General features: G+C 54.4%; 22 protein-coding genes. 16 read left to right on the top strand and 6 right to left on the bottom strand.

Translation table 11 applies throughout. The features are described 5' to 3' along the window. Positions 1-39 precede the first annotated feature (39 nt). On the bottom strand, positions 40-600 hold the full coding sequence (nudE, locus tag OGY62_RS02195; protein WP_012135506.1) for an ADP compounds hydrolase NudE: 561 nt from the start codon (positions 598-600) through the stop codon (positions 40-42). 322 nt (positions 601-922) lie between these two features. Between nudE and igaA the strand changes: the two genes are divergently transcribed. The 5 genes from igaA (at position 923) to pckA (ending at position 7,157) form a co-directional block, all read left to right on the top strand. Beyond that, on the top strand, positions 923-3,055 hold the full coding sequence (igaA, locus tag OGY62_RS02190; RefSeq protein ID WP_049012024.1) for an intracellular growth attenuator protein IgaA: 2,133 nt from the start codon (positions 923-925) through the stop codon (positions 3,053-3,055). 81 nt (positions 3,056-3,136) lie between these two features. After that, positions 3,137-3,805 (top strand): GMP/IMP nucleotidase, encoded by a 669-nt coding sequence (gene yrfG, locus OGY62_RS02185; protein ID WP_012135508.1) that lies wholly within the window; start codon positions 3,137-3,139, stop codon positions 3,803-3,805. Positions 3,806-3,815: 10 nt separating this feature from the next. After that, the gene (hslR, locus tag OGY62_RS02180; RefSeq protein ID WP_049012025.1) at positions 3,816-4,217 is read left to right on the top strand and encodes a ribosome-associated heat shock protein Hsp15; all 402 of its coding nucleotides are present in this window, start codon (positions 3,816-3,818) and stop codon (positions 4,215-4,217) included. 24 nt (positions 4,218-4,241) lie between these two features. Next, the gene (gene hslO / locus OGY62_RS02175; protein WP_024131015.1) at positions 4,242-5,120 is read left to right on the top strand and encodes an Hsp33 family molecular chaperone HslO; all 879 of its coding nucleotides are present in this window, start codon (positions 4,242-4,244) and stop codon (positions 5,118-5,120) included. 417 nt (positions 5,121-5,537) lie between these two features. Next, positions 5,538-7,157, top strand: a complete 1,620-nt coding sequence (pckA, locus tag OGY62_RS02170; protein WP_286458961.1) for a phosphoenolpyruvate carboxykinase (ATP) — start codon at positions 5,538-5,540, stop codon at positions 7,155-7,157. Positions 7,158-7,363: 206 nt separating this feature from the next. Here pckA and envZ read toward each other — a convergent pair whose 3' ends face one another. Beyond that, positions 7,364-8,716: a two-component system sensor histidine kinase EnvZ gene (gene envZ, locus OGY62_RS02165; protein WP_012135512.1), complete on the bottom strand. Its 1,353-nt coding sequence runs from the start codon at positions 8,714-8,716 to the stop codon at positions 7,364-7,366. Beyond that, positions 8,713-9,432: an osmolarity response regulator transcription factor OmpR gene (gene ompR / locus OGY62_RS02160; RefSeq protein ID WP_001157751.1), complete on the bottom strand. Its 720-nt coding sequence runs from the start codon at positions 9,430-9,432 to the stop codon at positions 8,713-8,715. Before ompR ends, envZ begins: the two co-directional genes overlap by 4 nt. 226 nt (positions 9,433-9,658) lie before the next feature. Between ompR and greB the strand changes: the two genes are divergently transcribed. The 5 genes from greB to feoC all read left to right on the top strand — a co-directional run bounded on the left by greB (position 9,659) and on the right by feoC (position 15,801). Next, the gene (greB, locus tag OGY62_RS02155; protein ID WP_012135514.1) at positions 9,659-10,132 is read left to right on the top strand and encodes a transcription elongation factor GreB; all 474 of its coding nucleotides are present in this window, start codon (positions 9,659-9,661) and stop codon (positions 10,130-10,132) included. Positions 10,133-10,229: 97 nt separating this feature from the next. Then, on the top strand, positions 10,230-12,563 hold the full coding sequence (locus tag OGY62_RS02150; RefSeq protein ID WP_286458959.1) for a Tex family protein: 2,334 nt from the start codon (positions 10,230-10,232) through the stop codon (positions 12,561-12,563). 425 nt (positions 12,564-12,988) lie between these two features. Beyond that, on the top strand, positions 12,989-13,216 hold the full coding sequence (gene feoA / locus OGY62_RS02145) for a ferrous iron transporter A (protein WP_012135516.1): 228 nt from the start codon (positions 12,989-12,991) through the stop codon (positions 13,214-13,216). Between the two features lie 18 nt (positions 13,217-13,234). Next, a complete protein-coding gene (feoB, locus tag OGY62_RS02140) occupies positions 13,235-15,553 on the top strand; it encodes a Fe(2+) transporter permease subunit FeoB (protein WP_012135517.1) in 2,319 nt (772 codons plus the stop codon). A gap of 11 nt (positions 15,554-15,564) precedes the next feature. Next, on the top strand, positions 15,565-15,801 hold the full coding sequence (gene feoC, locus OGY62_RS02135; RefSeq protein ID WP_012135518.1) for a [Fe-S]-dependent transcriptional repressor FeoC: 237 nt from the start codon (positions 15,565-15,567) through the stop codon (positions 15,799-15,801). An 83-nt stretch (positions 15,802-15,884) separates the two neighbouring features. On the opposite strand, the gene bioH is transcribed toward feoC, so the two are convergent. After that, the gene (bioH, locus tag OGY62_RS02130; RefSeq protein ID WP_047460677.1) at positions 15,885-16,655 is read right to left on the bottom strand and encodes a pimeloyl-ACP methyl ester esterase BioH; all 771 of its coding nucleotides are present in this window, start codon (positions 16,653-16,655) and stop codon (positions 15,885-15,887) included. Between the two features lie 37 nt (positions 16,656-16,692). On the opposite strand from bioH, the gene gntX reads away from it, so the two are divergent. The 3 genes from gntX (at position 16,693) to gntT (ending at position 19,840) form a co-directional block, all read left to right on the top strand. Continuing rightward, positions 16,693-17,376 (top strand): DNA utilization protein GntX, encoded by a 684-nt coding sequence (gntX, locus tag OGY62_RS02125; RefSeq protein ID WP_101744193.1) that lies wholly within the window; start codon positions 16,693-16,695, stop codon positions 17,374-17,376. Between the two features lie 58 nt (positions 17,377-17,434). After that, positions 17,435-18,010, top strand: a complete 576-nt coding sequence (gene nfuA / locus OGY62_RS02120; protein WP_012135521.1) for a Fe-S biogenesis protein NfuA — start codon at positions 17,435-17,437, stop codon at positions 18,008-18,010. Positions 18,011-18,523: 513 nt separating this feature from the next. Then, the gene (gene gntT, locus OGY62_RS02115; RefSeq protein WP_012135522.1) at positions 18,524-19,840 is read left to right on the top strand and encodes a gluconate transporter; all 1,317 of its coding nucleotides are present in this window, start codon (positions 18,524-18,526) and stop codon (positions 19,838-19,840) included. Positions 19,841-19,971: 131 nt separating this feature from the next. Here the strand turns inward: gntT and malQ are convergent, their stop codons facing one another. Next, a complete protein-coding gene (gene malQ, locus OGY62_RS02110; protein ID WP_286458955.1) occupies positions 19,972-22,059 on the bottom strand; it encodes a 4-alpha-glucanotransferase in 2,088 nt (695 codons plus the stop codon). Between the two features lie 9 nt (positions 22,060-22,068). Then, complete coding sequence (malP, locus tag OGY62_RS02105) at positions 22,069-24,462, bottom strand: maltodextrin phosphorylase (protein ID WP_058668199.1); 2,394 nt, start codon at positions 24,460-24,462, stop codon at positions 22,069-22,071. 393 nt (positions 24,463-24,855) lie between these two features. On the opposite strand from malP, the gene OGY62_RS02100 reads away from it, so the two are divergent. From OGY62_RS02100 to OGY62_RS02090, 3 genes are read left to right on the top strand one after another with little or no spacing between them, the layout of a single operon-like run. Beyond that, positions 24,856-25,335, top strand: a complete 480-nt coding sequence (locus OGY62_RS02100; RefSeq protein ID WP_058668200.1) for an Hcp family type VI secretion system effector — start codon at positions 24,856-24,858, stop codon at positions 25,333-25,335. 29 nt (positions 25,336-25,364) lie between these two features. Further along, positions 25,365-26,231, top strand: a complete 867-nt coding sequence (locus OGY62_RS02095) for a hypothetical protein (RefSeq protein WP_058668201.1) — start codon at positions 25,365-25,367, stop codon at positions 26,229-26,231. Positions 26,232-26,240: 9 nt separating this feature from the next. Then, a complete protein-coding gene (locus OGY62_RS02090) occupies positions 26,241-26,651 on the top strand; it encodes a hypothetical protein (RefSeq protein ID WP_058668202.1) in 411 nt (136 codons plus the stop codon). Positions 26,652-26,803 lie beyond the last annotated feature (152 nt).

Raw genomic sequence — 26,803 nt, 5'->3', positions numbered from 1 at the left:
AGGCCAGGTAAAACGTCAGCCGCCATCCGGCAATATAAATTACAACCGCCCCTGCCCCTTCAGCCACTCACGGACCAGGAACAGCGCGCTGACGTTTCGCGCTTCACTGAAATCCGGTTCTTCCAGCAGATCCATTAAATGCGTCAGCGGCCAGCGCACCTGCGGCAGCGGTTCCGGCTCGTCGCCTTCCAGTGATTCAGGATAGAGGTCTTCCGCTATCACAATGTTCATTTTGCTGGAAAAATAGGACGGCGCCATACTGAGCTTTTTGAGGAACGTCAGATCGTTCGCGCCAAACCCAACTTCTTCTTTCAGTTCCCGGTTCGCCGCTTCAAAAACGGTTTCACCAGGGTCGATCAACCCTTTGGAGAACCCCAGCTCATAAGACTCCGTGCCCACGGCATATTCACGGATCAGAATCAGGTGATCGTCTACGATCGGCACAATCATTACCGCTTCACGAGTGGACGGACGCATACGCTCATAGACGCGGCGCACGCCGTTGCTGAATTCGAGATCCACACTTTCGACGTTAAACAGCCGGGATTTCGCGACAGTTTCAACTTTCAAAATGGTGGGTTTTTGTAATGATTTGCTCATCGTGAGAATCTATGCAGTGAAATCTGGTGTCATTGTGCGATATACAGCACGGTTTCGGCAATGTGAATTGCCGTTTATTTACATTTATGTAACGTAGCAAAAATTAATTCCCATTTAAAATTAAAAGTCAATAGGTTGAAATAACTCCAGGAATTTGCTGATATTCCGCTTTTGGTGGGTTTGCTATGATCCGCGTTCACTGGGATGCGCGTAAAAATGCTCAAGTTCAACTCCACGCTTGCCGATAGCCAACCACAGCATCACATTTATTCGACAGGGTGCGACTGACCACGCCTGACAGACTTAGTAAGATGGGGAAAGCATGAGCACCATTTTGATTTTCTTAGCTGCTTTGCTGGCCTGCTCTCTACTGGCAGGATGGCTACTCAGAGTAAGAGCCAGGCGGCAGAATCTGCCCTGGATCAGCGCCTTTTCAGACGCCGCGACGCGCAAGCTAACGCCGGAAGAGCGCAGTGCGGTTGAAAACTATCTCGACAACCTCAGTCAGATTCAGCAGGTGCCGGGGCCGACAGGCGCCAGTACCGCTCCCGTGTCGTTAACGCTGAATGCCCAGAGTAATAACGTCATTATTCTGACCCATTCCATTACGCGTTACGGCATTACGACCGACGATCCCAATAAATGGCGATATTACCTTGATTCCGTTGAGGTTCATTTGCCGCCGTTCTGGGAACAGTACATCAATGACGAAAATAACGTTGAGCTGATCCATACTGATACGCTTCCTTTGGTCATCTCGCTTAACGGCCACACGTTGCAGGAGTACATGCAGGAGACGCGCGGCTATGCGCTACAGCATACCTCCTCCACCCAGGCGTCGATTCGTGGCGAAGAGAGCGAGCAAATTGAACTGCTGAACATTCGTCAGGAAACTCACGAAGAGTATGCGCTCAGCCGCCCCGCGGGGCTGCGCGAAGCATCGCTGATTGTGGCCTCATTCCTGCTGTTCTTCTGTTGCTTAATTACGCCGGATGTCTTCGTGCCGTGGATTGCGGGCGGCGCAATTCTGCTGCTCGCCGCAGGTCTCTGGGGGCTGTTCGCACCGCCATCTAAAACCTCGCTGCGGGAGATTCACTGCCTGCGGGGAACCCCGCGTCGCTGGGGGCTGTTTGGCGAAAACGATCAGGAGCAGATCAACAATATTTCGCTGGGAATTATTGACCTGATTTACCCTGCCCACTGGCAACCCTATATCGCACAGGATCTCGGGCAGCAAACGGATATTGATATCTATCTGGATCGCCACGTCGCGCGGCAAGGGCGTTTTCTCTCCCTGCATGACGAGGTGAAAAATTTCCCGTTGCAACACTGGCTGCGTAGCGCCGTTATTGCGGGCGGATCGCTGCTGGTGCTGTTTATGCTGCTCTTTTGGATCCCGCTGGATATGCCGATCAAATTCACCTTGTCGTGGATGAAAGGTGCGCAAACCATTGAGGCCACCAGCGTTAAACAGCTCCACGACGCCGGAGTTCGCGTGGGCGATACGCTGCATCTGAGCGGCAAAGGCATGTGTAATATCCATCAGTCTGGTAGCTGGACTGCGCAGCCGAACTCCCCTTTTATGCCGTTTGATTGCTCGCAAATCATCTGGAATGACGCGCGGACGCTGCCGCTGCCCGAGTCCGATCTCGTCAACAAAGCCACAGCGCTGACCCAGGCCATCAACCGCCAGCTGCATCCGAAGCCAGAAGATGACTCCCGCGTTAGCGCGTCGCTACGTTCGGCGATTCAAAAGTCCGGGATGGTATTGCTGGATGATTTCGGCGACATCGTATTAAAGACCGCCGATCTGTGCGCCGCCGAAGACGAATGCGTGCGCCTGAAAAACGCGCTGGTGAACCTCGGCAACAGCAAAAACTGGGCCGCGCTGGTCAAACGCGCGAATGCGGGCAAACTTGACGGCGTGAACGTTCTGCTGCGCCCTGTCAGCGCGGAGTCGCTCGATAACCTGGTGACGACCTCAACCGCGCCGTTTATCTCCCGTGAAACCGCGCGCGCCGCACAGGCGCTTAACAGCCCCGCGCCGGGCGGCTTCCTGATTATCAGCGATGAAGGCAGCGATCTGGTTGATCAGCCGTGGCCGTCGATGTCCCTGTACGATTACCCCGCGCAGGAACAGTGGGGCGCATTCCAGCGCCTGGCGCAGATGTTAATGCAAACGCCGTTTAGCGCCGAAGGGATCGTCACCCGTGTCTACACCGACGCCAACGGCACGCAGCACATCGGCCTGCACCGCATCCCGGATCGTTCCGGTTTATGGCGCTACCTTGGCACGACGTTGCTGATGCTCACCATGCTGGGCTGCGCCGCTTACAACGGCATTCAGGCGTTCAGACGTTATCAGCGTAACCGCACCCGTATGGCGGAAATTCAGGAATATTATGAAAACTGCCTGAATCCAAAGCTGATCGCCTCCCCGGAAAGCCTCATCTGACAGCTCACGGTATGCTACCCTGTAGCGCATATCCGGCAAAAGCCGCCAGGATTTGGCGGCAATCTCATCTGGAGAATTCCCATGCATATTGATATTGCCTGGCAGGACGTCGATACCGTTTTGCTGGACATGGACGGCACGCTGCTCGATCTGGCATTCGATAACTATTTCTGGCAGAAACTGGTGCCGGAAACCTATGGCGCACAGCAGGGAATCACTGCACAGGAAGCCCAGGACTATATTCGCCAGCAGTATCATGCCGTGCAGCATACGCTAAACTGGTACTGTCTTGATTACTGGAGCGAGCGGCTGGGTCTGGACATTTGCGCCATGACGACGGCACAGGGGCCGCGCGCCGTGCTGCGCGAAGATACCGTGCCGTTTCTGGATGCGTTAAAAGCCCGCGGTAAACGCCGCATTCTGCTGACCAACGCGCACCCGCATAACCTGGCGGTGAAGCTGGAACATACCGGTCTGGCATCACACCTTGATTTATTACTTTCCACCCACACATTTGGTTATCCCAAAGAGGATCAGCGGTTATGGCACGCAGTGGCTGAAGAAACGGGAATAAGCGCAGAGAAAACGCTGTTTATCGACGACAGCGAACCGATTCTCGACGCCGCCGCCCAATTCGGCATTCGTTACTGCCTCGGCGTGACCAATCCCGACTCCGGCATTGCGGAAAAGCAGTATGCACGCCATCCGTCGTTGAATGATTACCGCCGACTGATCCCCTCACTGATGTGAAGGAGACGCCATGAAAGAAAAGCCCTCTGTTGAGGTCCGACTGGATAAATGGCTGTGGGCCGCACGCTTTTATAAAACCCGTGCATTGGCCCGCGAAATGGTTGAAGGCGGTAAGGTGCACTATAACGGGCAGCGCAGCAAGCCGGGCAAGATTGTCGAGCTGAATGCGACGCTGACCCTGCGCCAGGGCAACGACGAGCGGACGGTAATCATTAAAGGCATTACCGAGCAGCGCCGTCCGGCAAGCGAAGCCGTTACGCTGTATGAAGAAACAGCGGAGAGCGTGGAAAAACGCGAAAAAATGGCGCAGGCACGCAAACTTAACGCATTAACCATGCCGCACCCGGACAGGCGACCGGATAAAAAAGAGCGCCGCGACCTGTTACGATTTAAACACGGCGACAGTGAGTGACTGTCACCCGCAAGAGAGATGATTATGCCGCAACATGACCAATTACATCGTTATCTGTTTGAAAACTTTGCCGTACGCGGCGAACTGGTGACCGTATCGGAAACCCTGCAACAGATCCTCGAAAACCACGCCTATCCGCAGCCGGTAAAAACCGTGCTGGCCGAGCTGCTGGTCGCCACCAGCCTGCTGACCGCCACGCTGAAATTTGCCGGTGACATTACCGTGCAGCTACAGGGCGACGGCCCGCTGAGCCTGGCGGTGATCAACGGCAATAACAACCAGCAGATGCGCGGCGTCGCTCGCGTACAGGGCGAAGTGCCGGAAAACGCGGATCTGAAAACGCTGGTGGGCAACGGCTATCTGGTGATCACTATTACGCCGGAAGAAGGCGAGCGTTATCAGGGCGTGGTCGGTCTGGAAGGCGACACGCTGGCGGCGTGTCTGGAAGATTACTTCCTGCGTTCCGAACAGTTGCCGACACGCCTGTTCATCCGCACTGGCGAGGTGGAAGGCAAACCGGCGGCGGGCGGAATGCTGCTACAGGTAATGCCCGCGCAGAACGCGCAGGCAGACGACTTCGATCACCTGGCGACGCTGACCGGGACCATCAAAACCGAAGAGTTGCTGACCCTTCCGGCTAACGATGTGTTGTGGCGTTTGTACCATGAAGAAGAGGTCACGCTCTACGACCCGCAGGACGTTGAGTTCAAGTGTACCTGTTCTCGTGAACGCTGTGCGGGCGCGCTGAAAACGCTGCCGGATGAAGAAGTGGACAGCATCCTGGCGGAAGAAGGCGAGATCGATATGCACTGCGATTACTGCGGCAGCCACTATCTGTTCAACGCGATGGACATTGCGGAAATCCGCAACAACGCCTCCCCTGCCGACCCGCAGGTGCATTAATCACCAGTAAAAGGCCTGATGGCGAATCGCTCATCAGGCTTACTCATTTACAGGTCGGATAAGACGCATCCGCGTCGTCATCCGGCCTGCCCCGCAAAATTCCGCACTTTTTGTTCATTTTTTCCTTCGTGGTGAATCGATATTTTATATGTAAGGGTTTCGTAAATTTCTTACATGAATGCGATTACACTCACAACATTCCCGCAGAATACACTCATTTTTAACGTTTTAAGAACATTTTCCACAACAAAAAAGGGTTCTCTGCCATAATAAGCGCCGCTTCGTGACAGGAGTCACAGCGTTTTCGGTCAATCGTGATTTTGTCCAGATACGTAAATCTATGAGCCTCGTCGCGGTTAACAAACCCTAAAAAACCCTACAATTTCAGGTAATACATATTGGCTAAGGAGTAGTGACATGCGCGTTAACAGCTTAACCCCGCAAGATCTCAAGGCTTATGGTATCAATGACGTTCAGGATATCGTTTACAACCCCAGCTACGACCTGCTGTACCAGGAGGAACTTGATCCTACTCTGGAAGGTTACGAGCGCGGCGTATTAACGAATCTGGGTGCCGTTGCCGTTGATACTGGTATCTTTACCGGACGTTCGCCGAAGGATAAATACATTGTCCGTGACGACACCACACGTGACACGCTCTGGTGGTCCGACAAAGGCAAAGGCAAGAACGACAACAAACCGCTGTCCCAGGAAACCTGGCAGCACCTGAAAGGGCTGGTAACTCAGCAACTCTCCGGCAAACGCCTGTTCATCGTTGACGCCTTCTGCGGCGCTAACGCGGATACTCGTCTCTCCGTTCGCTTCATCACGGAAGTCGCCTGGCAAGCGCATTTTGTCAAAAACATGTTCATCCGTCCTGCGGGCGAAGAACTGGTGGATTTCAAACCAGACTTTATCGTGATGAACGGCGCGAAATGCACCAACCCGCAGTGGAAAGAACAGGGGCTGAACTCTGAAAACTTCGTGGCCTTCAACCTGACTGAACGCATTCAGTTAATTGGCGGCACCTGGTACGGCGGCGAAATGAAAAAAGGGATGTTCTCCGTCATGAACTACCTGCTGCCGCTGAAAGGCATTGCTTCCATGCACTGCTCCGCCAACGTGGGCGAGAAAGGCGACGTCGCGGTCTTCTTCGGGCTTTCCGGCACCGGGAAAACCACCCTCTCCACCGACCCGAAACGCCGTCTGATCGGCGATGACGAACACGGCTGGGATGACGACGGCGTGTTTAACTTTGAAGGCGGCTGCTACGCGAAAACCATCAAGCTGTCTAAAGAAGCTGAACCGGAAATCTACAACGCTATCCGTCGCGATGCGCTGCTGGAAAACGTCACCGTTCGCGAAGATGGCTCCATCGATTTCGACGATGGTTCCAAAACCGAGAACACCCGCGTCTCCTACCCGATTTATCACATCGATAACATCGTTAAGCCGGTATCAAAAGCGGGCCATGCAACCAAAGTCATCTTCCTGACTGCCGACGCTTTCGGCGTGCTGCCGCCGGTTTCTCGCCTGACGGCTGACCAGACGCAGTACCACTTCCTGTCTGGCTTTACCGCTAAACTGGCCGGTACTGAGCGCGGCGTTACCGAACCGACGCCAACCTTCTCTGCCTGCTTCGGCGCGGCGTTCCTGTCGCTGCACCCGACGCAGTACGCTGAAGTGCTGGTCAAACGCATGCAGGCATCCGGCGCACAGGCGTATCTGGTAAACACCGGCTGGAACGGCACGGGCAAACGTATTTCCATCAAAGATACGCGCGCGATTATCGACGCCATCCTGAACGGCTCTCTGGATAATGCGGAAACCTTTAATCTGCCGATGTTTGACCTGGCGATCCCGACCGAGCTGCCGGGCGTAGAGACACGTATTCTTGACCCGCGTAACACCTACGCGTCACCGGAACAGTGGCAGGAAAAAGCCACCGCGCTGGCGAAACTGTTTGTCGAGAATTTCGAGAAATACACCGATACCCCAGCCGGTGAAGCGCTGGTCAGCGCCGGGCCGAAGCTGTAAAGAAACACGCCGGATGGCGGCTGCGCCTTATCTGGCCTACGGAGCACACGTTGTTGTAGGCCCGGTAAGCGTAGCGCCACCGAGCGCAATACCGGATGGCGGCGGCGCCTTATCCGGCCTACGAAGCACACGTTATTGTAGGCCCGGTAAGCGTAGCGCCACCGGGCGCTGAGAAACAAAAAGGGAGGCATTTCGCCTCCCTTTTCTTATGCGTCTTTCGTCGAACCCGGTACGCGAGCGACCGGAATCGGCAGCCAGGCGCGAATAGAAAGCCCACCGCGCTCACTGGAGCCAATCTCCAGCATACCGTTATGGTTATCCACAATACGCTGCACAATCGCCAGCCCCAACCCGGTGCCGCTGGTGCTGCGCGCGCTGTCGCCACGCACAAACGGCTGGAACAGGTGCTTACGCTGTTCCGGCTTAATGCCTGGCCCATCGTCTTCAACCTGGAACCAGGCGCGATGCGGTTCCGTACCGCTGCTGACCTTGATCCAGCCATTGCCATAACGGGCGGCGTTGACCACCATATTGGCGATCGCGCGTTTAATCGACAACGGATGCATTTTCACCTGAATACTGCCCGGTTGCAGCGCGGTATCAATTTCCCGCTCGTAGCCGCTTTCCGCCGCAATAACCTCACCCAACACGGCATTCAGATCGGCCATCTCCATCGGCATTTCCTGACCGGTACGCAGGTAATCAATGAATTGTTCGATAATGGCATTGCACTCTTCGATGTCCTTATTAATGGACTCCGCGAGATAGCCGTCCTCTTCACCCATCATTTCGGTAGCCAGGCGGATACGCGTCAACGGTGTGCGCAAATCGTGGCTCACGCCCGCCATCAGCAAGGTACGGTCATCAGCCAGTTGCTTCACGCCCGCCGCCATATGGTTGAAGGCGCGGGTTACAGAGCGCACCTCCGACGCGCCATACTCGCGCAGCGGCGGTGGAATCATGCCTTTCCCCACCTGCAACGCGGCATGTTCAAGATCGACCAGCGGTCGGTTCTGGATACGAATAAACAACCATGCGCCGCCTATCGCCAGCAGCATAATCGCCAGCGTATAGCGGAACAGCGGGGAGAAATCGCCCTGATGGATTTCCGTCAGCGGCACGCGCACCCAGATATTGGGCGACAGCCAGGTTTTCAGCCAAACCACCGGCGAACTTTTGTTGACCTCAACGCGCACTTCCGTCGGGCCGCCCAGCTGCTGCGCCATCTGATGGCTTAAGAATTCATAGTGTTGCGCCCAACGCAGCCCGGCCTCTTCGGCAGCCTCGTTGGAATAGAGAGAAATCCCCAGCTCACGATAGATTTCCCGGCGGAACGCAGGCGGCACCACCAGTTGCGTGCCGTCCTCCAGTTGCAGCTTATCGGTCATCAGCATACGAACTTCGTAGGCCAGAACCTTATTAAACTGCTGGAGGCTCGGCAGAATCGCAAAGTTCAGCACCACCAGATAAGTCGTCACCAGGCTGACGAACAGCAAGGTGACGATGAGCAGTAGCGTGCGGGCAAATGAACTTCGCGGAGAGAAGCGCATTCGCCTCATGCTTTAGAACCGTCCGGTACAAAGACGTAGCCCAGGCCCCAGACGGTCTGAATGTAACGCGGATGCGCCGGATCTTCTTCCACCATGCGGCGCAGACGGGAGATCTGCACATCGATGGAGCGTTCCATCGCAGAGTATTCACGACCGCGCGCCAGGTTCATCAGCTTATCGCGGGAGAGCGGTTCGCGCGGGTGGCTGACCAGCGCTTTCAGTACCGCAAATTCACCGCTGGTGAGCGGCATCGGTTCGTCTTCGCGGAACATTTCGCGGGTGCCGAGGTTCAGCTTGAACTTACCGAAGGCGATTACCGCTTCTTCCTGCGAAGGCGCGCCCGGCAGTTCGTTAGCCTGACGGCGCAGCACAGCGCGAATACGCGCCAGCAGTTCACGCGGGTTGAACGGCTTCGGAATGTAGTCGTCAGCACCGATCTCCAGACCCACAATGCGGTCCACTTCTTCGCCCTTCGCCGTCACCATGATGATCGGCATAGGGTTGCTCTGGCTGCGCAGACGGCGGCAAATTGACAGGCCGTCTTCGCCAGGCAGCATGAGGTCCAGTACCATAAGATGGAAGGACTCACGGGTCAGCAGACGATCCATTTGCTCGGCGTTTGCCACGCTTCGAACCTGGAAGCCCTGCTCGGTCAGATAACGTTCCAGTAGCGCGCGCAGGCGCATATCGTCATCCACCACCAGAATCTTATAATTCTCTTGCATTGTTTTACTCCCAAAGGTTCGCAACAATTGAATGTGTGTATTCTTAAAAAAGCTTACGTTCGTCACCAGCGAATTCTGGTATAAATTCCAGGCTAAATTGTTACAAAGCATATTTAACAGCAGCTTAAGTATACAATTAATCTTGCGACACATTATTTATTCTGCTGCGGCGATCACGTAATACGTATTGTGCGCATCGCCAAATAGTCAAAGGTAAATCAACGAGATGAAAACGCCCCTGATTACCCGGGAAGGGTACGAAAAACTCAAACACGAGCTGAATTATCTCTGGCGGGAAGAGCGCCCGGAAGTCACCAAAAAAGTGACCTGGGCTGCGAGTCTTGGGGACCGCAGCGAAAATGCCGACTATCAGTATAATAAAAAGCGCCTGCGTGAGATCGACCGTCGTGTTCGTTATCTGACCAAATGCATGGAAAACCTGAAAATCGTCGATTATTCCCCGCAGCAGGAAGGCAAAGTGTTCTTCGGCGCGTGGGTGGAGATCGAAAACGATGAGGGCGATATCCGCCGCTTTCGCATCGTCGGCTACGATGAAATTTTCGGTCGTAAGGATTACATCTCCATCGACTCGCCTATGGCGCGGGCGTTGCTGAAAAAAGAAGTGGGCGATCTCGCGGTAGTACACACGCCCGCCGGCGAGGCCAGCTGGTACGTTAATGAGATCGAATACGTAAAATAGCGCCGGAACAATCCGAAGCCCCCGCTGATGACTGGCAATTTTGCCAGTCAATCCGTATAACTATCCCCTGATTTTTTACTCAGATGAAACTAAATCCATGATGAATGATTCTTTCTGCCGCATTATCGCAGGTGAAATTCAGGCACGCGCCGAACAGGTAGACGCTGCCGTTCGCCTGCTTGACGAAGGGAATACCGTGCCGTTTATCGCACGTTATCGTAAGGAGATCACCGGCGGGCTGGATGACACGCAGTTGCGTAATCTGGAGACCCGTCTGGGATATCTGCGTGAACTGGAAGACAGACGTCAGGCCATTCTCAAGTCCATTTCCGAGCAAGGCAAGCTGACCGATGAGCTGGCTAACGCCATCAACGGCACGTTAAGTAAGACCGAACTCGAAGACCTCTACCTGCCCTACAAACCCAAGCGTCGCACGCGCGGGCAAATCGCCATCGAAGCCGGACTTGAACCGCTGGCTGACCTGCTGTGGACAGACCCCTCCCACACCCCGGAAACGGAAGCGGCAAAATACATCGACGCTGACAACGGCGTGGCGGACGCCAAAGCGGCCCTTGATGGCGCGCGCTATATTCTGATGGAGCGTTTTGCCGAAGACGCGGCGCTGCTGGCGAAAGTGCGCGATTATCTGTGGAAGAACGCCCATCTGGTCGCGACCGTCGTGAGCGGCAAAGAGGAGGAAGGGGCGAAATTCCGTGATTATTTCGATCATCACGAACCGATCGCCACCGTCCCTTCACACCGTGCGCTGGCGATGTTCCGTGGCCGCAACGAAGGCGTGCTGCAACTGTCGCTGAATGCCGACCCGCAATTCGATGAGCCGCCCAAAGAGAGCCACTGCGAGCAGATCATCCAGGATCACCTCGGCCTGCGTCTGAACAACGCTCCGGCGGATAGCTGGCGCAAAGGCGTGGTGAGCTGGACATGGCGCATCAAAGTCCTGATGCATCTCGAAACCGAACTGATGGGCACCGTGCGTGAACGCGCGGAAGATGAAGCCATTAACGTCTTTGCCCGCAATCTCCACGATCTGCTGATGGCGGCGCCTGCTGGCCTGCGCGCGACTATGGGCCTCGATCCGGGTCTGCGTACCGGCGTGAAGGTCGCCGTAGTGGACGGCACCGGTAAACTGGTCGCCACCGACACTATTTATCCACATACCGGTCAGGCGGCTAAAGCCGCGGTGGCGGTTGCCGCACTGTGCGAAAAACACAACGTTGAGCTGGTGGCGATTGGTAACGGCACGGCATCGCGCGAAACCGAGCGCTTCTTCCTCGACGTGCAGAAACAGTTCCCGAAAGTGACGGCGCAGAAAGTGATCGTCAGCGAAGCCGGAGCATCGGTGTATTCCGCTTCCGAGCTGGCGGCGCTGGAGTTCCCGGATCTGGACGTTTCGCTGCGCGGCGCAGTCTCTATCGCCCGTCGTCTGCAAGACCCGCTGGCGGAGCTGGTGAAAATCGATCCGAAATCCATCGGCGTCGGCCAGTATCAGCACGACGTCAGCCAGACCCAGCTTGCCCGTAAGCTGGATGCCGTTGTGGAAGACTGCGTAAACGCCGTCGGCGTCGATCTCAATACCGCGTCCGTACCGTTGCTGACCCGCGTGGCAGGCTTAACGCGCATGATGGCGCAGAATATCGTCGCCTGGCGTGATGAAAACGGTCAGTTCCAGAACCGCCAGCAGTTGCTGAAAGTGAGCCGTCTGGGGCCGAAAGCCTTTGAACAGTGCGCGGGCTTCCTGCGCATCAACCACGGCGATAACCCGCTGGATGCCTCTACCGTTCACCCGGAAGCCTACCCGGTGGTCGAGCGTATTCTTGCCGCCACCCAACAGGCGCTGAAAGCGCTGATGGGCAACAGCAGCGAGCTACGCAATTTGAAAGCGGTGGATTTCACCGACGACAAATTCGGCGTGCCAACCGTTACCGACATCATCAAAGAGCTGGAAAAACCGGGCCGCGACCCGCGTCCAGAGTTCAAAACCGCGCAGTTTGCTGATGGCGTAGAAACCATGAACGATCTGCAACCGGGCATGATTCTGGAAGGCGCCGTAACCAACGTCACCAACTTTGGCGCGTTTGTGGATATCGGCGTACATCAGGACGGTCTGGTGCACATCTCTTCCCTGTCGAATAAGTTCGTCGAAGATCCACACTCCGTGGTGAAAGCGGGCGACATCGTGAAGGTGAAAGTGCTGGAGGTTGACCTGCAACGTAAGCGCATCGCGCTGACCATGCGTCTGGACGAGCAGCCGGGTGAAACCAACGCCCGTCGCGGCGGCGGCGGCAACGATCGCGCCCAGGGCAACCGCCCGGCGGCAAAAGCGGCGAAGCCGCGTGGTCGTGACGCGCAGCCTGCGGGCAACAGCGCCATGATGGACGCGCTGGCGGCCGCAATGGGTAAAAAACGCTAATCAAGCCTTATGCTTGTAGGCCGGATGAGGTATCTATACCGCCATCCGGCCGTTATATTTGAAATTAACAATTAAATCTTACGAATTAAATTGCTTAATTCATTACCCGCCTGTTGCCAGCACTGGTAATTATCAATTCATTAACAGATGAAACCTTAATTAAACATTAGCAACGCTGAATAATGTTTAAATCAACACGTTCTTTTTAAGACGAATAAATGTTGAGCCATGTCAAAACTGACTCAATTTATTATCCATTTCTACATTCCGTCACATTTTAATCATTGATGATAAAAACCATTCTCATTATCATTGTCTTGTTGATTATTTAATCTTTCTTTCGTTGGCTAATCATCTGGTCTTATGCCGCCTTCTGAGCGCGCATGAGGTATACGTCCAGTTAGCGAGAAACAAGTAGGCCCCCTATGCAATTCATTCCAGACACGGCGTGGAAAATTACCGGCTTTTCCCATGAAATCAGCCCGGCATATCGTCAGAAACTGCTTTCACTCGGCATGTTGCCAGGTTCTTCATTTAACGTAGTGCGCGTCGCCCCATTAGGCGATCCTATTCATATCGAAACTCGCCGCGTGAGCCTGGTATTACGTAAGAAAGATCTGGCGTTATTAGAAGTGGAAGCGGTTTCCTGTTAATTCGGTGAGTCTATAAAAATGAAAAAATTAACCATTGGTTTAATTGGTAATCCAAATTCCGGCAAGACAACATTATTTAACCAGCTCACCGGCGCGCGTCAGCGTGTGGGGAACTGGGCGGGTGTTACCGTTGAACGCAAAGAAGGTCAGTTCGCAACAACCGACCATCAGGTCACGCTGGTCGATTTACCCGGCACCTATTCACTGACCACCATTTCGTCACAAACTTCCCTCGATGAACAAATCGCCTGCCATTACATTCTGAGCGGCGACGCAGACCTGCTGATCAACGTGGTGGATGCCTCTAACCTTGAGCGCAACCTCTACCTGACGCTGCAACTGCTTGAGCTGGGCATTCCCTGCATTGTGGCGCTCAACATGCTCGACATCGCGGAGAAACAGCAGGTTCGCATTGATATCGACGCGCTGTCCGCACGCCTTGGTTGCCCGGTTGTGCCATTGGTTTCCACACGTGGCCGTGGGATTGAAGCCCTGAAACTGGCTATCGATCGCTATAAAGAAAACGAAAACGTTGAGCTGGTACATTATGCCCGGCCGTTGCTGCGCGAGGCCGAATCGCTGGCCGACGTCATGGCGGCGGATATGCCGGCGCAACAGCGCCGCTGGCTGGGCTTGCAGATGCTGGAAGGCGATATCTACAGCCGCGTTTACGCCGGTAATGCCGCGCAAAACCTTGAGGCGTCGCTCACTCGCCTGAGCAAAGAGATGGATGACCCGGCGCTGCACATCGCCGATGCGCGTTATCAGTGCATCGCCGCGATTTGCGACGTGGTCAGCAACACCCTGACGGCGGAACCCAGCCGTTTCACCGCAGCGGTAGATAAGGTCATCCTGAACCGTTTCCTCGGGTTGCCGATTTTCCTGTTCGTCATGTACCTGATGTTCCTGCTCGCCATTAACATTGGCGGCGCGCTGCAACCGCTGTTCGACGTGGGTTCCGTGGCGCTCTTTATTCACGGCATCCAGTGGATCGGCTACACGCTGCACTTCCCGGACTGGCTCACCATTTTCCTCGCGCAGGGGCTGGGCGGCGGTATCAATACCGTTCTGCCGCTGGTGCCGCAGATCGGCATGATGTACCTGTTCCTCTCTTTCCTGGAGGACTCCGGCTACATGGCGCGCGCGGCGTTCGTTATGGACCGTCTGATGCAGGCGCTGGGGCTGCCGGGTAAATCGTTCGTGCCGCTGATTGTCGGCTTTGGCTGTAACGTCCCGTCCGTGATGGGCGCCCGTACCCTGGACGCGCCGCGTGAACGTCTGATGACTATTATGATGGCGCCGTTTATGTCCTGCGGCGCACGTCTGGCGATTTTCGCCGTGTTTGCCGCCGCGTTCTTTGGGCAAAACGGCGCGCTGGCGGTTTTCTCGCTGTATGTATTGGGTATCGTGATGGCGGTACTGACCGGCCTGATGCTTAAACACACGATTATGCGCGGCGAAGCCTCTCCGTTCGTGATGGAACTGCCGGTCTACCATGTGCCGCACATCAAAAGCCTGGTGATCCAGACCTGGCAACGCCTGAAAGGCTTTGTGCTGCGTGCCGGTAAGGTCATCATCATCGTCAGTATTTTCCTCAGCGCGTTTAACAGCTTCTCCCTGAGCGGAAAAATCGTCGATAACATCAACGACTCTGCGCTCGCGTCCATCAGCCGCGTGATTACGCCTGTCTTTAAACCGATTGGCGTTCATGAAGATAACTGGCAGGCGACCGTTGGCCTGTTCACCGGCGCAATGGCGAAAGAGGTGGTGGTAGGGACGCTGAACACCCTCTATACCGCTGAAAATATTCAGGAAGAAGAGTTTAATCCGGCTGACTTCCATCTCGGCGACGAGCTGCTGGGCGCGGTCGATGAAACCTGGCAAAGCCTGAAAGACACCTTCAGCCTTAGCGTACTGGCTAACCCAATCGAAGCCAGCAAAGGCGACGGTGAAATGGCGACCGGGGCGATGGGCGTGATGGATGCGAAGTTTGGCAGCGCCGCTGCCGCATACAGCTATCTGATTTTCGTTCTGCTGTATGTACCGTGCATCTCGGTGATGGGGGCTATCGCGCGTGAGTCCAGCCGCGGCTGGATGAGCTTCTCGATTCTGTGGGGGCTGAATATCGCCTACTCGCTGTCTACCCTGTTCTATCAGGTTGCAAGCTTTAGCCAGCATCCGACCTATAGCCTGGTCTGCATTCTGGCGGTCATCCTGTTTAACATCGTGGTGCTGGGGCTGTTACGGCGCGCTCGCAGCCGGGTGGATATCGAACTGCTGGCGACGCGTAAAACGGCCAGCGCCTGCTGCGCAAGCCCTGCCGGTAACTGTCACTAAGGTTGAGAACAATGGCGTCACTTATTCAGGTTCGTGATTTACTGGCTTTGCAGGGGCGTATGGAGGCAATGCAGATTAGCCGCACGCTGCATACGCCGCAGCCGATGATCGACGCGATGCTGAATCAGCTGGAGAATATGGGCAGGGCCGTGCGGATTCAGGAAGATCCCGACGGCTGTCTGTCCGGTAGCTGCAAAAGCTGCCCGGAAGGAAAAGCCTGTCTCCGGGAGTGGTGGACGCTGCGTTAACGTTCTGCCGGATGGCGAACGGTAGCTAACATGTAGGCCGGATAAGGCATTTACGCCGCTATCCGGCACTGCATAGACAATAATTATATCTTCTGCTTTAACGCCATCAACGCCTGACAAAATTCGCCGGGATGCGAAATAAACGGCGCATGGGCGGCCTTTGCAAACACCTGCGATTCACTCTCAGGCCATGCGGCATCCAGCATCGGCACGACTTTGCGCGGCACCAGACCATCCAGATAACCATACAGACGCAGGAACGGCATGGTCAGCGATTTAAGCGGCTCGCGCAGGTCGGCCGTTTTCAATATCTCCAGCCCACCGTTCAGCACCGCAACCTCCGGCATCGGCAACGCCAGCACGGCACTTTTCAGCGTGCGGGCATCCTGACGCGCGGTTTCGGTGCCCAACGTTTGCAGCGCCAGAAAACGTTCCACCGTACGCTGGAAATCTTCGCTGAGCTGCTGTTGAAATCCCGCCAGGATATCCGGCTTAATACCCGGCCACGCTTCGCGAGCGCTGAAACAGGGCGATGACGCGACGGTCACCAGCGCCTGAACGCGTTCAGGATGAGTTAACGCCACCTGGCTCGCCACCAGCCCTCCCAGACTCCAGCCAAGCCAGACGGCTTTATCAGGCGCCTGTTTCAGCACATGCTCCGCCATCTGCTCCAGCGACATCGCGCCAAAACCCTGGCTGCGGCCAAATCCGGGTAAATCGACAAGATGCAGCGTGAAATGCGCGCTGAGTTCCTCACGAATGCAATTCCACACTTCCGCATTCAGTCCCCATCCGTGCAGCAGCACAAGATGGCAATTTCCCTGACCTTCAGTCTGCCACCAGATGTCATTCATCAGTTACTGTTCTCTTTTGGCTAACAAGGATGAACATATGCTAACAGTACCGGGATTATGCTGGCTATGCCGAATGCCGCTGGCGTTGAGTCACTGGGGGATTTGTTCGGTTTGCACGAGAGCGGCGCGTCGCCGCGTCAGCCTGTGCCCACAGTGTGGATTACCCGCTGCGCACGCCGCCATTCCCTGCGGGCGTTGTCTGCAAAAACCCCCGCCGTGGCAGCGTCTGGTGACGGTCAGCGACTACGTACCGCCGCTGAGTTTACTTATCCACCAGCTAAAATTCTCTCGCCGCAGCGACGTCGCCGCCGCCCTTTCACGCCTGCTGTTGCTGGAAGTCTTACACGCGCACCGCGCATCGACGCTTCCGCTACCGGATCGCTTAGTCAGCGTGCCGCTCTGGCAGCGCCGCCACTGGTGCAGGGGATTTAACCAAAGCGATCTGCTGTGTCGCCCCCTGGCGCGCTGGCTGGGCTGCGGCTGGGACAGCCGAAGCGTCACGCGCCTTCGCGCCACCGCCACTCAGCACCATCTCAGCGCCCGATTGCGCAAACATAACCTGAAAAATGCGTTTCGCCTTGAATTGCCGGTACAGGGACTCCATATGGTCATTGTGGATGATGTCGTCACTACCGGAAGTACCGTCGCGGAGATCGCGCAGCTGCTTTTGCGCAACGGCGCGGCGACTGTCCAGGTATGGTGCCTGTGTCGAACCTTGTAGAGCCTCGATGATGGGCGTATTATAACCAAGTAAAATAGTCAACTATTAGGCCATTACTATGATCCATATTTCCGATGCTGCACAAGCGCACTTTGCCAAACTGCTGGCAAATCAGGAAGAAGGGACACAAATCCGTGTATTTGTGATCAATCCCGGTACGCCTAACGCTGAATGCGGCGTTTCTTATTGTCCGCCGGACGCCGTGGAAGCAAGCGACACTGCCCTGAAATTTGACCTGCTGACCGCTTATGTTGATGAACTGAGCGCGCCGTATCTGGAAGATGCCGAGATCGATTTCGTCACCGATCAGCTGGGTTCTCAGCTGACGCTGAAAGCGCCAAACGCCAAAATGCGTAAGGTTGCTGATGATGCGCCGCTGATGGAACGTGTGGAGTACATGCTGCAATCGCAGATCAACCCGCAGCTTGCCGGTCACGGCGGTCGCGTCTCTCTGATGGAGATCACCGACGAAGGCTACGCCATTTTGCAGTTTGGCGGCGGCTGTAACGGTTGCTCGATGGTCGATGTGACCCTGAAAGAAGGGATCGAGAAGCAGCTGCTGAATGAATTCCCTGAGCTGAAAGGCGTTCGCGATCTGACCGAACACCAGCGCGGCGAGCACTCTTACTACTAAGATTCTGCCCGGTGGCGCGCCGCTTACCGGGCCTGCAATGCGTATCCCGTAGGCCGGATAAGGCGTTTACGCCGCCATCCGGCGTTTTGCCCGGTGGCGCGTCGCTTACCGGGCCTACAATGTGTATCCCGTAGGCCGGATAAGGCGTTTACGCCGCCATCCGGCGTTTTGCCCGGTGGCGCGTCGCTTACCGGGCCTGCAATGTGTATCCCGTAGGCCGGATAAGGCGTTTACGCCGCCATCCGGCGTGATGATATCTTCCGCTTTTCCCCTTCGATAACATGACCTGCCTCTCATAATTTAAATTTTGCCTGCCAGGGTGATTCTCAATCGCTATATGTTACCCGTATCATTCATATGGGCACCAAACATCCCCATAACAGCCGACTAAACCAGATAGTGTTAAAGTCAATCAGTGTTGGTGCCGTTACGCTTCTGTTCCCGGTTGGGACAAGCGGAATTTTTCGTCGACACACCGACGTTACCCATAACAAATGAAAGGCCAGGTAAATCATGCCATTAGTCATCGTCGCTATCGGTGTAATTTTGTTATTACTCCTGATGATCCGCTTCAAAATGAACGGTTTCATCGCTCTCGTCCTGGTGGCACTTGCTGTTGGATTGATGCAAGGAATGCCGCTGGATAAAGTCATTGGCTCTATTAAAGCTGGTGTTGGTGGTACTCTTGGTAGCCTCGCCCTGATTATGGGTTTCGGCGCCATGCTGGGCAAAATGCTGGCAGACTGCGGCGGCGCACAGCGCATCGCGACCACGCTGATTGCCAAATTTGGTAAAAAACACATCCAGTGGGCAGTGGTATTAACCGGCTTCACGGTAGGTTTCGCACTGTTCTATGAAGTGGGCTTCGTGCTGATGCTGCCGCTGGTATTCACCATCGCAGCGGCGGCCAGCATTCCTTTGCTGTATGTCGGCGTACCGATGGCGGCAGCGCTGTCCGTTACCCACGGCTTCCTGCCTCCGCACCCAGGCCCGACCGCCATCGCCACGATCTTCCACGCCGATATGGGTAAAACCCTGCTGTTCGGTACGATTCTGGCTATCCCGACCGTAATTCTCGCAGGCCCGGTATTTGCCCGCTTCCTGAAAGGCATCGATAAGCCGATCCCGGAAGGTCTGTACAGCGCAAAAAACTTTACTGAAGAAGAGATGCCTGGCTTTGGCGTCAGCGTCTGGACTTCTCTGGTGCCGGTTATTTTAATGGCCATGCGCGCCGTTGCAGAAATGGTGCTGCCAAAAGGCCATGCCTTCCTGCCGGTTGCTGAGTTCTTTGGCGACCCGGTAATGGCAACGCTGATTGCGGTACTGATTGCGATGTTCACGTTCGGTCTGAACCGTGGCCGCTCAATGGATCAGATTAACGACACGCTGGGTTCCTCAATCAAAATCATCGCGATGATGCTGCTGATCATCGGCGGCGGCGGCGCATTCAAGCAGGTACTGGTTGATAGCGGCGTAGACAAATACATCGCGTCCATGATGAACGAAACCAACGTTTCTCCGCTGTTCATGGCGTGGTCCATCGCAGCCGTACTGCGTATCGCGCTCGGTTCTGCCACCGTGGCCGCAATTACCGCGGGTGGTATCGTGGCGCCGCTGATTGCGACGACGGGCGTAAGCCCTGAGCTGATGGTTATCGCCGTCGGTTCCGGTAGCGTCATTTTCTCTCACGTAAACGATCCTGGCTTCTGGCTGTTCAAAGAGTATTTCAACCTGACCATCGGCGAAACCATCAAGTCCTGGTCAATGCTGGAAACCATTATCTCCGTCTGCGGCCTGATTGGGTGTCTGCTGCTGGGAATGGTGGTGTAACCGAGACGATTTGTAGGCCGGATAAGGCAAAGCCGCCATCCGGCAATGTGCGCCAGAATCGCCTGATGGCGCAGCGCTTATCAGGCCTACGTGTTGTCACCATAAAAAAGCCGGGAATTTCCCGGCTTTTTTTACTTCTTCTTCGCGGCCGCTTTTCGCCGCTTGTCCAAATCTTTAAGCAGTTTATTCACCTTGTCATCGGCAAACATCTTCTCAAGCGTCGTGGACAGCTTGCGCCGCCAGTTCTTGTACTGGTCGCTGGTGCCTGGAATATTGACCGGCTCCGCCATGTCCAGCCAGTCTTCCGGCTGCAACCCCAGCAATGCGCTATGGCTGTCCGCAATGTAACGCTGCATTCCACGGTTGAGGATCGGCGTCATCGACATCAGCGACGCCTTATGTCCGGCGCGTTTCGGCAGGCAACCGTATTTGTGCAGCGCGTCCAGCAGACCCTGCTTCGCCAGCTCACGATCCTGATACAGCCCACGCAATATCACTTCATCCGGGTAAAGCCCCAGCGTTTTGCCGAGCGTCAGGTCGCCGCTGTCCCAGTAGCCACGCAGCGTAGGAAGGTCATGCGTCGTCGCGACTGCCATTGATTGTTCCGGGTACGCTTTCGGCGCGCGGAAGTTCTTCTCATGATCATTCTCGAAATAGAGCACTTTATACGAGTAAACGCCGCTGTCGCGCAGTTTACCCACGATTTCCACCGGCACCGTCCCCAGATCTTCGCCAATCACCATGCAGCGATGACGTTTACTTTCCAGCGCCAGAATAGAGAGCAGGGCGTCCACCGGGTAATGCACATACGCCCCGTGATCCGCCGTTTCACCGTAAGGAATCCACCACAGACGCAGCATCGACATAACATGATCGATACGCAAAGCGCCGCAGTTCTGCATATTGGCGCGCAGCAGTTCAATAAACGGCTCATAGGCGCGGGCGGCGATGATGTGCGGGTCCATCGGCGGCAGTCCCCAGTTCTGCCCCAGCGGGCCGAGGATATCCGGCGGCGCGCCCACCGACGCTTTCAGGCAATACAGCTCACGGTCGCACCAGGTTTCCGCCCCGCCCTCCGCAACCCCTACTGCCAGATCGCGATACAGGCCAATCGGCATATCATAACCCTGGCATACCGCCCAACAGGCGGCAAACTGGGTATACGCCAGCCACTGTAACCAGAGGTAAAAGTCCACCTCATCGCGGTGATCTTCACAGAACTGTTTCACTTCCGGCGAGTTCACTGACTGATACGCTTCCGGCCAGACCGGCCAGCCCCAGCGCAACTCATCTTCCTTCACCTGATACGCGTGCAGCGCGTCAAATGCCGCCTGCCAGTACAGGCTGTCGCCTTCCTGGGCGACAAAGTGGCGAAACGCCGCCATCTGTTCGTCATCACGAAGCGCAAAACCTTTCCATGCCATCCGCAGGGCGGTCATTTTCAGCGCGGTAACAGCAGAATAATCAACCCATTCGGCGTCCCGTGCGCGCTGCAATGTCTGTTGCGTCGTCGGCATGTTCCACCAGGCCTGCGCCTCTTTGCTCAACCGGAAATCGTCAACGGCATTCACGTCGATATAAATGACATTCACCCAACGGCGGGATGAGGGGCTGTACGGGCTGGCGCTCTCCGGGTTTGCCGGGTAGAGGGCGTGAATCGGGTTCAGGCCAATAAATGCGCCGCCGCGTTTCGCAACATCCGTCAGCATCGACTGGAGATCGCCAAAGTCGCCAATCCCCCAGTTTTTTTCCGAACGCAGGGTATAAAGCTGAACGCACGCTCCCCACAGCTTCTGTCCGGTCAGCAGCGCCTGCGGCTCATAGCAGCGTTTCGGCGCCACGATGATCCGGCAGTGCGTGCGCTGTTCGCCCTGAGTCAGGGTCAGCGTGTGATACCCCTCCGGCAGCTTTGCCGGAAGCGTAAAGGCTTTACCGCCGGTGGCGTGCCCCTTGTGCTGTACGCCCTCCTCGGTGGTCAGCAGCCAGCTAAAATCGCCGCTGCCTTCTACCGCCAGCGGCATCTTCTTGCCTGCGGTATACACCATCACATTCGGCACTGGCGTTACCGCCACCTTCGTGGCGGCGGTGGCGCGGTGCATCGCATCAAGCAAACGCCGTTTGGTTTCGGCGCCAATCGACTGCGGTTTACCGTGGGCATTGATGTAATTGGGGCTGATCCCCGCCGCCAGCGCGGCATTATCCAGACGTTTGCGTTCCATGGCGCTTCCTTAGCGTTTTGCCTGCCAGATACGAGCCTGATAATCGCGGATGGAGCGATCCGAGCTGAACATCCCGCAACGCGCGGTGTTCAGGATCGTCGCCCGGGTCCAGGCATCCTGGTCGCGATACAGCACGTCCACCTGCTTTTGTGCCGCAACGTAGGCGGCAAAGTCCGCCATCACCAGGTACGGATCGCCCCCCTGTTTGCCAATGCTGTGCAGCATCTGATCAAAAGCGTGCTTGTCGCCGTTGCTGTATTTGCCGCTTTCCAGCTCCTTCAGCACCGCGTCCAGCACTTTGTCTTTCTTACGCCATTTCACCGGGTCGTAGCCCTTGGCCTTCAGCCGTTTCACCTCTTCCACGGTATGACCAAAGATAAAGATGTTCTCGTCCCCGACCTGTTCGGCGATCTCAACGTTCGCCCCATCCAGCGTACCGACCGTCAGCGCGCCGTTCAACGCCAGCTTCATATTGCCGGTGCCGGAGGCTTCTTTACCGGCAGTAGAGATCTGCTCAGAGACGTCCGCCGCCGGGATCAGCATTTCCGCCGCCGAAACACAGTAGTCCGGCAGGAAGACCACTTTCAGCTTATCGCCGACTTTCGGGTCGTTGTTGATGGTTTCCGCCACCTTGTTAATGGCGAAGATGATGTTTTTCGCCAGATAGTAGCCCGGCGCCGCTTTTGCGCCAAACAGGAACACGCGCGGCACGCGGTCTGCTTTCGGATTTTCGCGGATCTCTTTGTACAGAGCCAGAATATGCAGCAGGTTCAGGTGCTGGCGCTTATATTCGTGCAGGCGCTTAATCTGGATATCGAAAATCGCCTGCGGGTTGATTTCAATCCCGGTGCGCATTTTCACAAATTCGGCCAGGCGGACTTTATTCGCCTGTTTAATCTCACGATACGTTTTGCGGAACGCCGCGTCGTCGGCGAATTTCTCCAGGTTGATCAGCTGATCGAGGTCGTTAGCCCACTCTTTCTTCAACGACTTATCCAGCAGCGCCGCAAGTGCCGGGTTGCACTGTTTGATCCAGCGACGCGGCGTAATGCCGTTGGTCACGTTGTGGAATTTGTTCGGCCACAGCTGGTGGTATTCCGGGAACAGATCCTTCACCACCAGATCGGAGTGCAGCGCCGCAACGCCGTTGACCGCAAAGCCGCTGACCACGCACATATTGGCCATCCGCACCTGCTTGTCGTGCACTACCGCCAGCTTCGCCCACACCTGCTTATCGCCCGGCCAGGTTTTATCAACCTGTTTCTTAAAGCGGTCATTAATCTCTTTGATGATCTGCATATGGCGCGGCAGCAGCGCTTTCACCAGTTTCTCATCCCAGCACTCCAGCGCTTCCGGCATCAGCGTATGGTTGGTGTAGGCGAACGTTTTACTGGTGATGGCCCAGGCGTCGTCCCAGCTTAGCTGGTGCTCATCGAGCAGCACGCGCAGCAGTTCAGGGATAGCGATGGTCGGGTGAGTATCGTTGAGTTGAATGACCTCATACTCCGCCAGCTCATGCAGTTTGCGCCCCGCCAGGTGGTGACGGCGCAGAATATCCGCTACCGAGCAGGCGCACTGGAAATACTGCTGCATCAGGCGCAGCTTTTTGCCTGCGGTGTGGTTGTCGTTCGGATAGAGGACTTTCGTCAGTTTTTCCGCGTCGATCCCCTGCTGCTCCGCGCGCAGGAAATCGCCGTCGTTGAATTTGGTCAGGTTAAACGGATGCGCATGCGCGGCCTGCCACAAACGCAGCGGCTGTGCGACGCCGTTCCGGTAGCCAAGCACCGGCAAGTCCCACGCCTGCCCGGTGATCACAAAACCCGGTTCCCAACGCCCGTCCTTCGTCACTTTACCGCCAATACCGACCTGAACATCAAGCTGTTCATTGTGACGGAACCACGGGTAGCTACCGCGATGCCAGTCATCCGGCGCTTCCATCTGTTGCCCATCGACAAAAGACTGACGGAACAGCCCATACTGGTAGTTCAGGCCATAGCCCGTTGCGGACTGGCCTACCGTCGCCATAGAGTCCAGGAAACATGCCGCCAGACGCCCTAAACCACCGTTGCCCAGCGCAGGATCAACCTCTTCCTCCAGCAGGTCGGTCAGGTTGACGTCGTGCGTTTTCAGCACATCGCTCACCGCCTGATACCAGCCCAGATTCAACAGGTTGTTCCCGGTCAGGCGGCCAATCAGGAATTCCATCGAGATGTAGTTAACATGACGCTGGTTTTTAGCCGGTTTCGCCGCAGGTTGCGCGCTGAGCAATTCAGCCAGTGCGCCGCTAACGGCCTGCCACCACTGGCGAGATGTCATCTCATGAGCCGACAGTAAACCGAAACGCTGCCACTGACGCATCAGGGCAGCCTGAAAGTGATCTTTGTTGAAGGTAGGCTGTGACATAGAAATTCCGAATCCTCAGGTAATAAAACAACGTTATCGTTAGTTTGCCTGGCTCGATGTTGACCTTCCTCATCCCACCCGGGATTAGGCAGGGAGGAGTAGTGGGGATGAGCATAAAAGTGTGATCGCCGCCACTTTTTATCTTTAATACGGTCTACAGGTTGGTTAACTTCTTAGGTCCTACTTTATCCGATACTCATGATCTTTTATTAAAATATCGTAAATTTAATTTTAGGATGAAAAACCCTGTATCAGGGAAAGTTATTACAGCAATAACTAAAACCATCTCCATTAATAAAAACAAATCTATTGAAATAATAAAAACCCAAGAGCACACTGAAATAATAGCATCTCTAATACATTTACAACACAAATATTTCAAAAGAGAATAATATGTCAAATTTATCGTGGATTATACTTAAAGGCGAACTGCAAGGGGACATATCTACAAGTTGCAGCTCCAGAAACTCTATAGGAAATAAATATCAGACGAATCATATCAATCAAATTATGATTTATGGTCTGGAGCATGAAACAACGCGTCAGCAGAACGTTAATCATCACGAACTTCAGATCATCAAACCCGTTGATCGTTCGTCCCCTTTGCTGAACAAAGCGATCAACGATAACGAAACGCTGGAGTGCGAAATATTCCTCTATCGCACCACCCCTACAGGAATGCAAGAGGTCTATTATAAAATAAAATTATTCAAAGCACATATATCAAACATTAAATTAATAGTTCCTCACAATATTATTGAAAACGGAAACGAAGCACAAGAACGCGTTTCCTTTATTTATGAATCGATTAGTTGGGAACACTGCATGGCAAGTACCAGCGCTTATAGTTTATGGAGTGAACGTACTTTCTGACACCAGACATCTCTTGATAAGGAAAAATCATGCATAAACGTAACTCCATGTTAAATGGCAACTCACTCAGGTTTCGGGACGAACGACCGCAGGCAAGTGATTTTAGTAGCTGGCATACCATGAACCCTGTACAGCGCGATATGGCCTTTATGGACGGCTCATTTATCACACAAAGCCATCACATCTTGCTGCTCACGCCCGAAGAAGCACAGCAGGTGATGGACGATTTAATGGGCGGAGTGGATAAATTTTTTTCCTACCGTGCAGCACCAGGTAATATCAAAGATGGCCTGGATGGCTTCCGCAGTCTCTCTAAGCTCACCACCTATTACAATTCCGCACAAGAGCTGGTCTTTAATTTCAGGGCAATCCGCATTCAAGCCATTGAATACAAAGTCGGCGGTAAAACCTATATCAAAATTACTGGATATCCTGCCCTGCGCCGGATTCTTAACGGAACCCGCTACGGGGCAAGCCATCCACAGATGCTGGAAATGGCATTGGGTAAACGTGGGCTTTATAACAATATCCGAAATGGTGTTAAATATTGCATCTACTTCTCACTTGCCTGGCGGGCAATTGAACTGATTTTTAAGTCCGATTATGATCTGGTGGATTTTTTGGTAGATATCTCAATGGATGCCGCAAAGGCGGTGGTGTCGGGGGTAGTGATTGGGGTAATTGGCGGGATAGCGATATTATTTAGTGCACCAATACTCTTTACTACTGTCTGCATCGTTATATCAGGATTCGTTCTTAATGCAAAATTAAACTCTCTTGATGAAAACGCAGGATTGTCAGATTCATTAAAAGAAAAATTGCGAGATTATATTTTTCATCACAAACATACAATTGAATATTATGATTTCAATTCACCATACCTTTACTCTTTTTAAGGAAATGATATGAATAATATCTATATGCGCTTGATAGCTATTCTTGTCATTGCTTTTTTCCTTTGGATTCTTGACACACAATTCTTTGGATACGTAATGACTGATTTTTTATCTATCATAAAAATGGGTGATATTGTTTCCTATAATCATACATTTGTACTGATAGGCGGAATACCTACGATGATTTTGATGACTATCAGTTTCGTCAGAATACTGTTCAGCAAAAGCTTAAAATATAAAAACTTTCCCAAATCGATTGAGACTTGGGTTACATGTGCCGTCATTATACCTTTTGCAATAGGTTTGATTGCTGACTGTATTGTACCTTTTTTTTTCTGGCATCGTCATACACCCGTTGCCCCCAGGAACATTTGGATGATTATCATGTCGTTGACATTTCACTCTGCGAAACCATCATAGATAACCGTAGATTTTGGTAATAGCCTCATGCAGATGCTTCTTTTGTGCATAACAATACCAATCTTTAAACCTGATTATGATCTGGTGGATTTTTTGGTAGATATCTCAATGGATGCCGCAAAGGCGGTGGTGTCGGGGGTAGTGATTGGGGT

The sequence above is a fragment of the Citrobacter sp. CK198 genome (assembly GCF_030333295.1).
In the GTDB taxonomy this organism is placed as follows: domain Bacteria; phylum Pseudomonadota; class Gammaproteobacteria; order Enterobacterales; family Enterobacteriaceae; genus Citrobacter_B; species Citrobacter_B koseri.
This window is presented reverse-complemented; position numbering and strand designations above follow the sequence as displayed.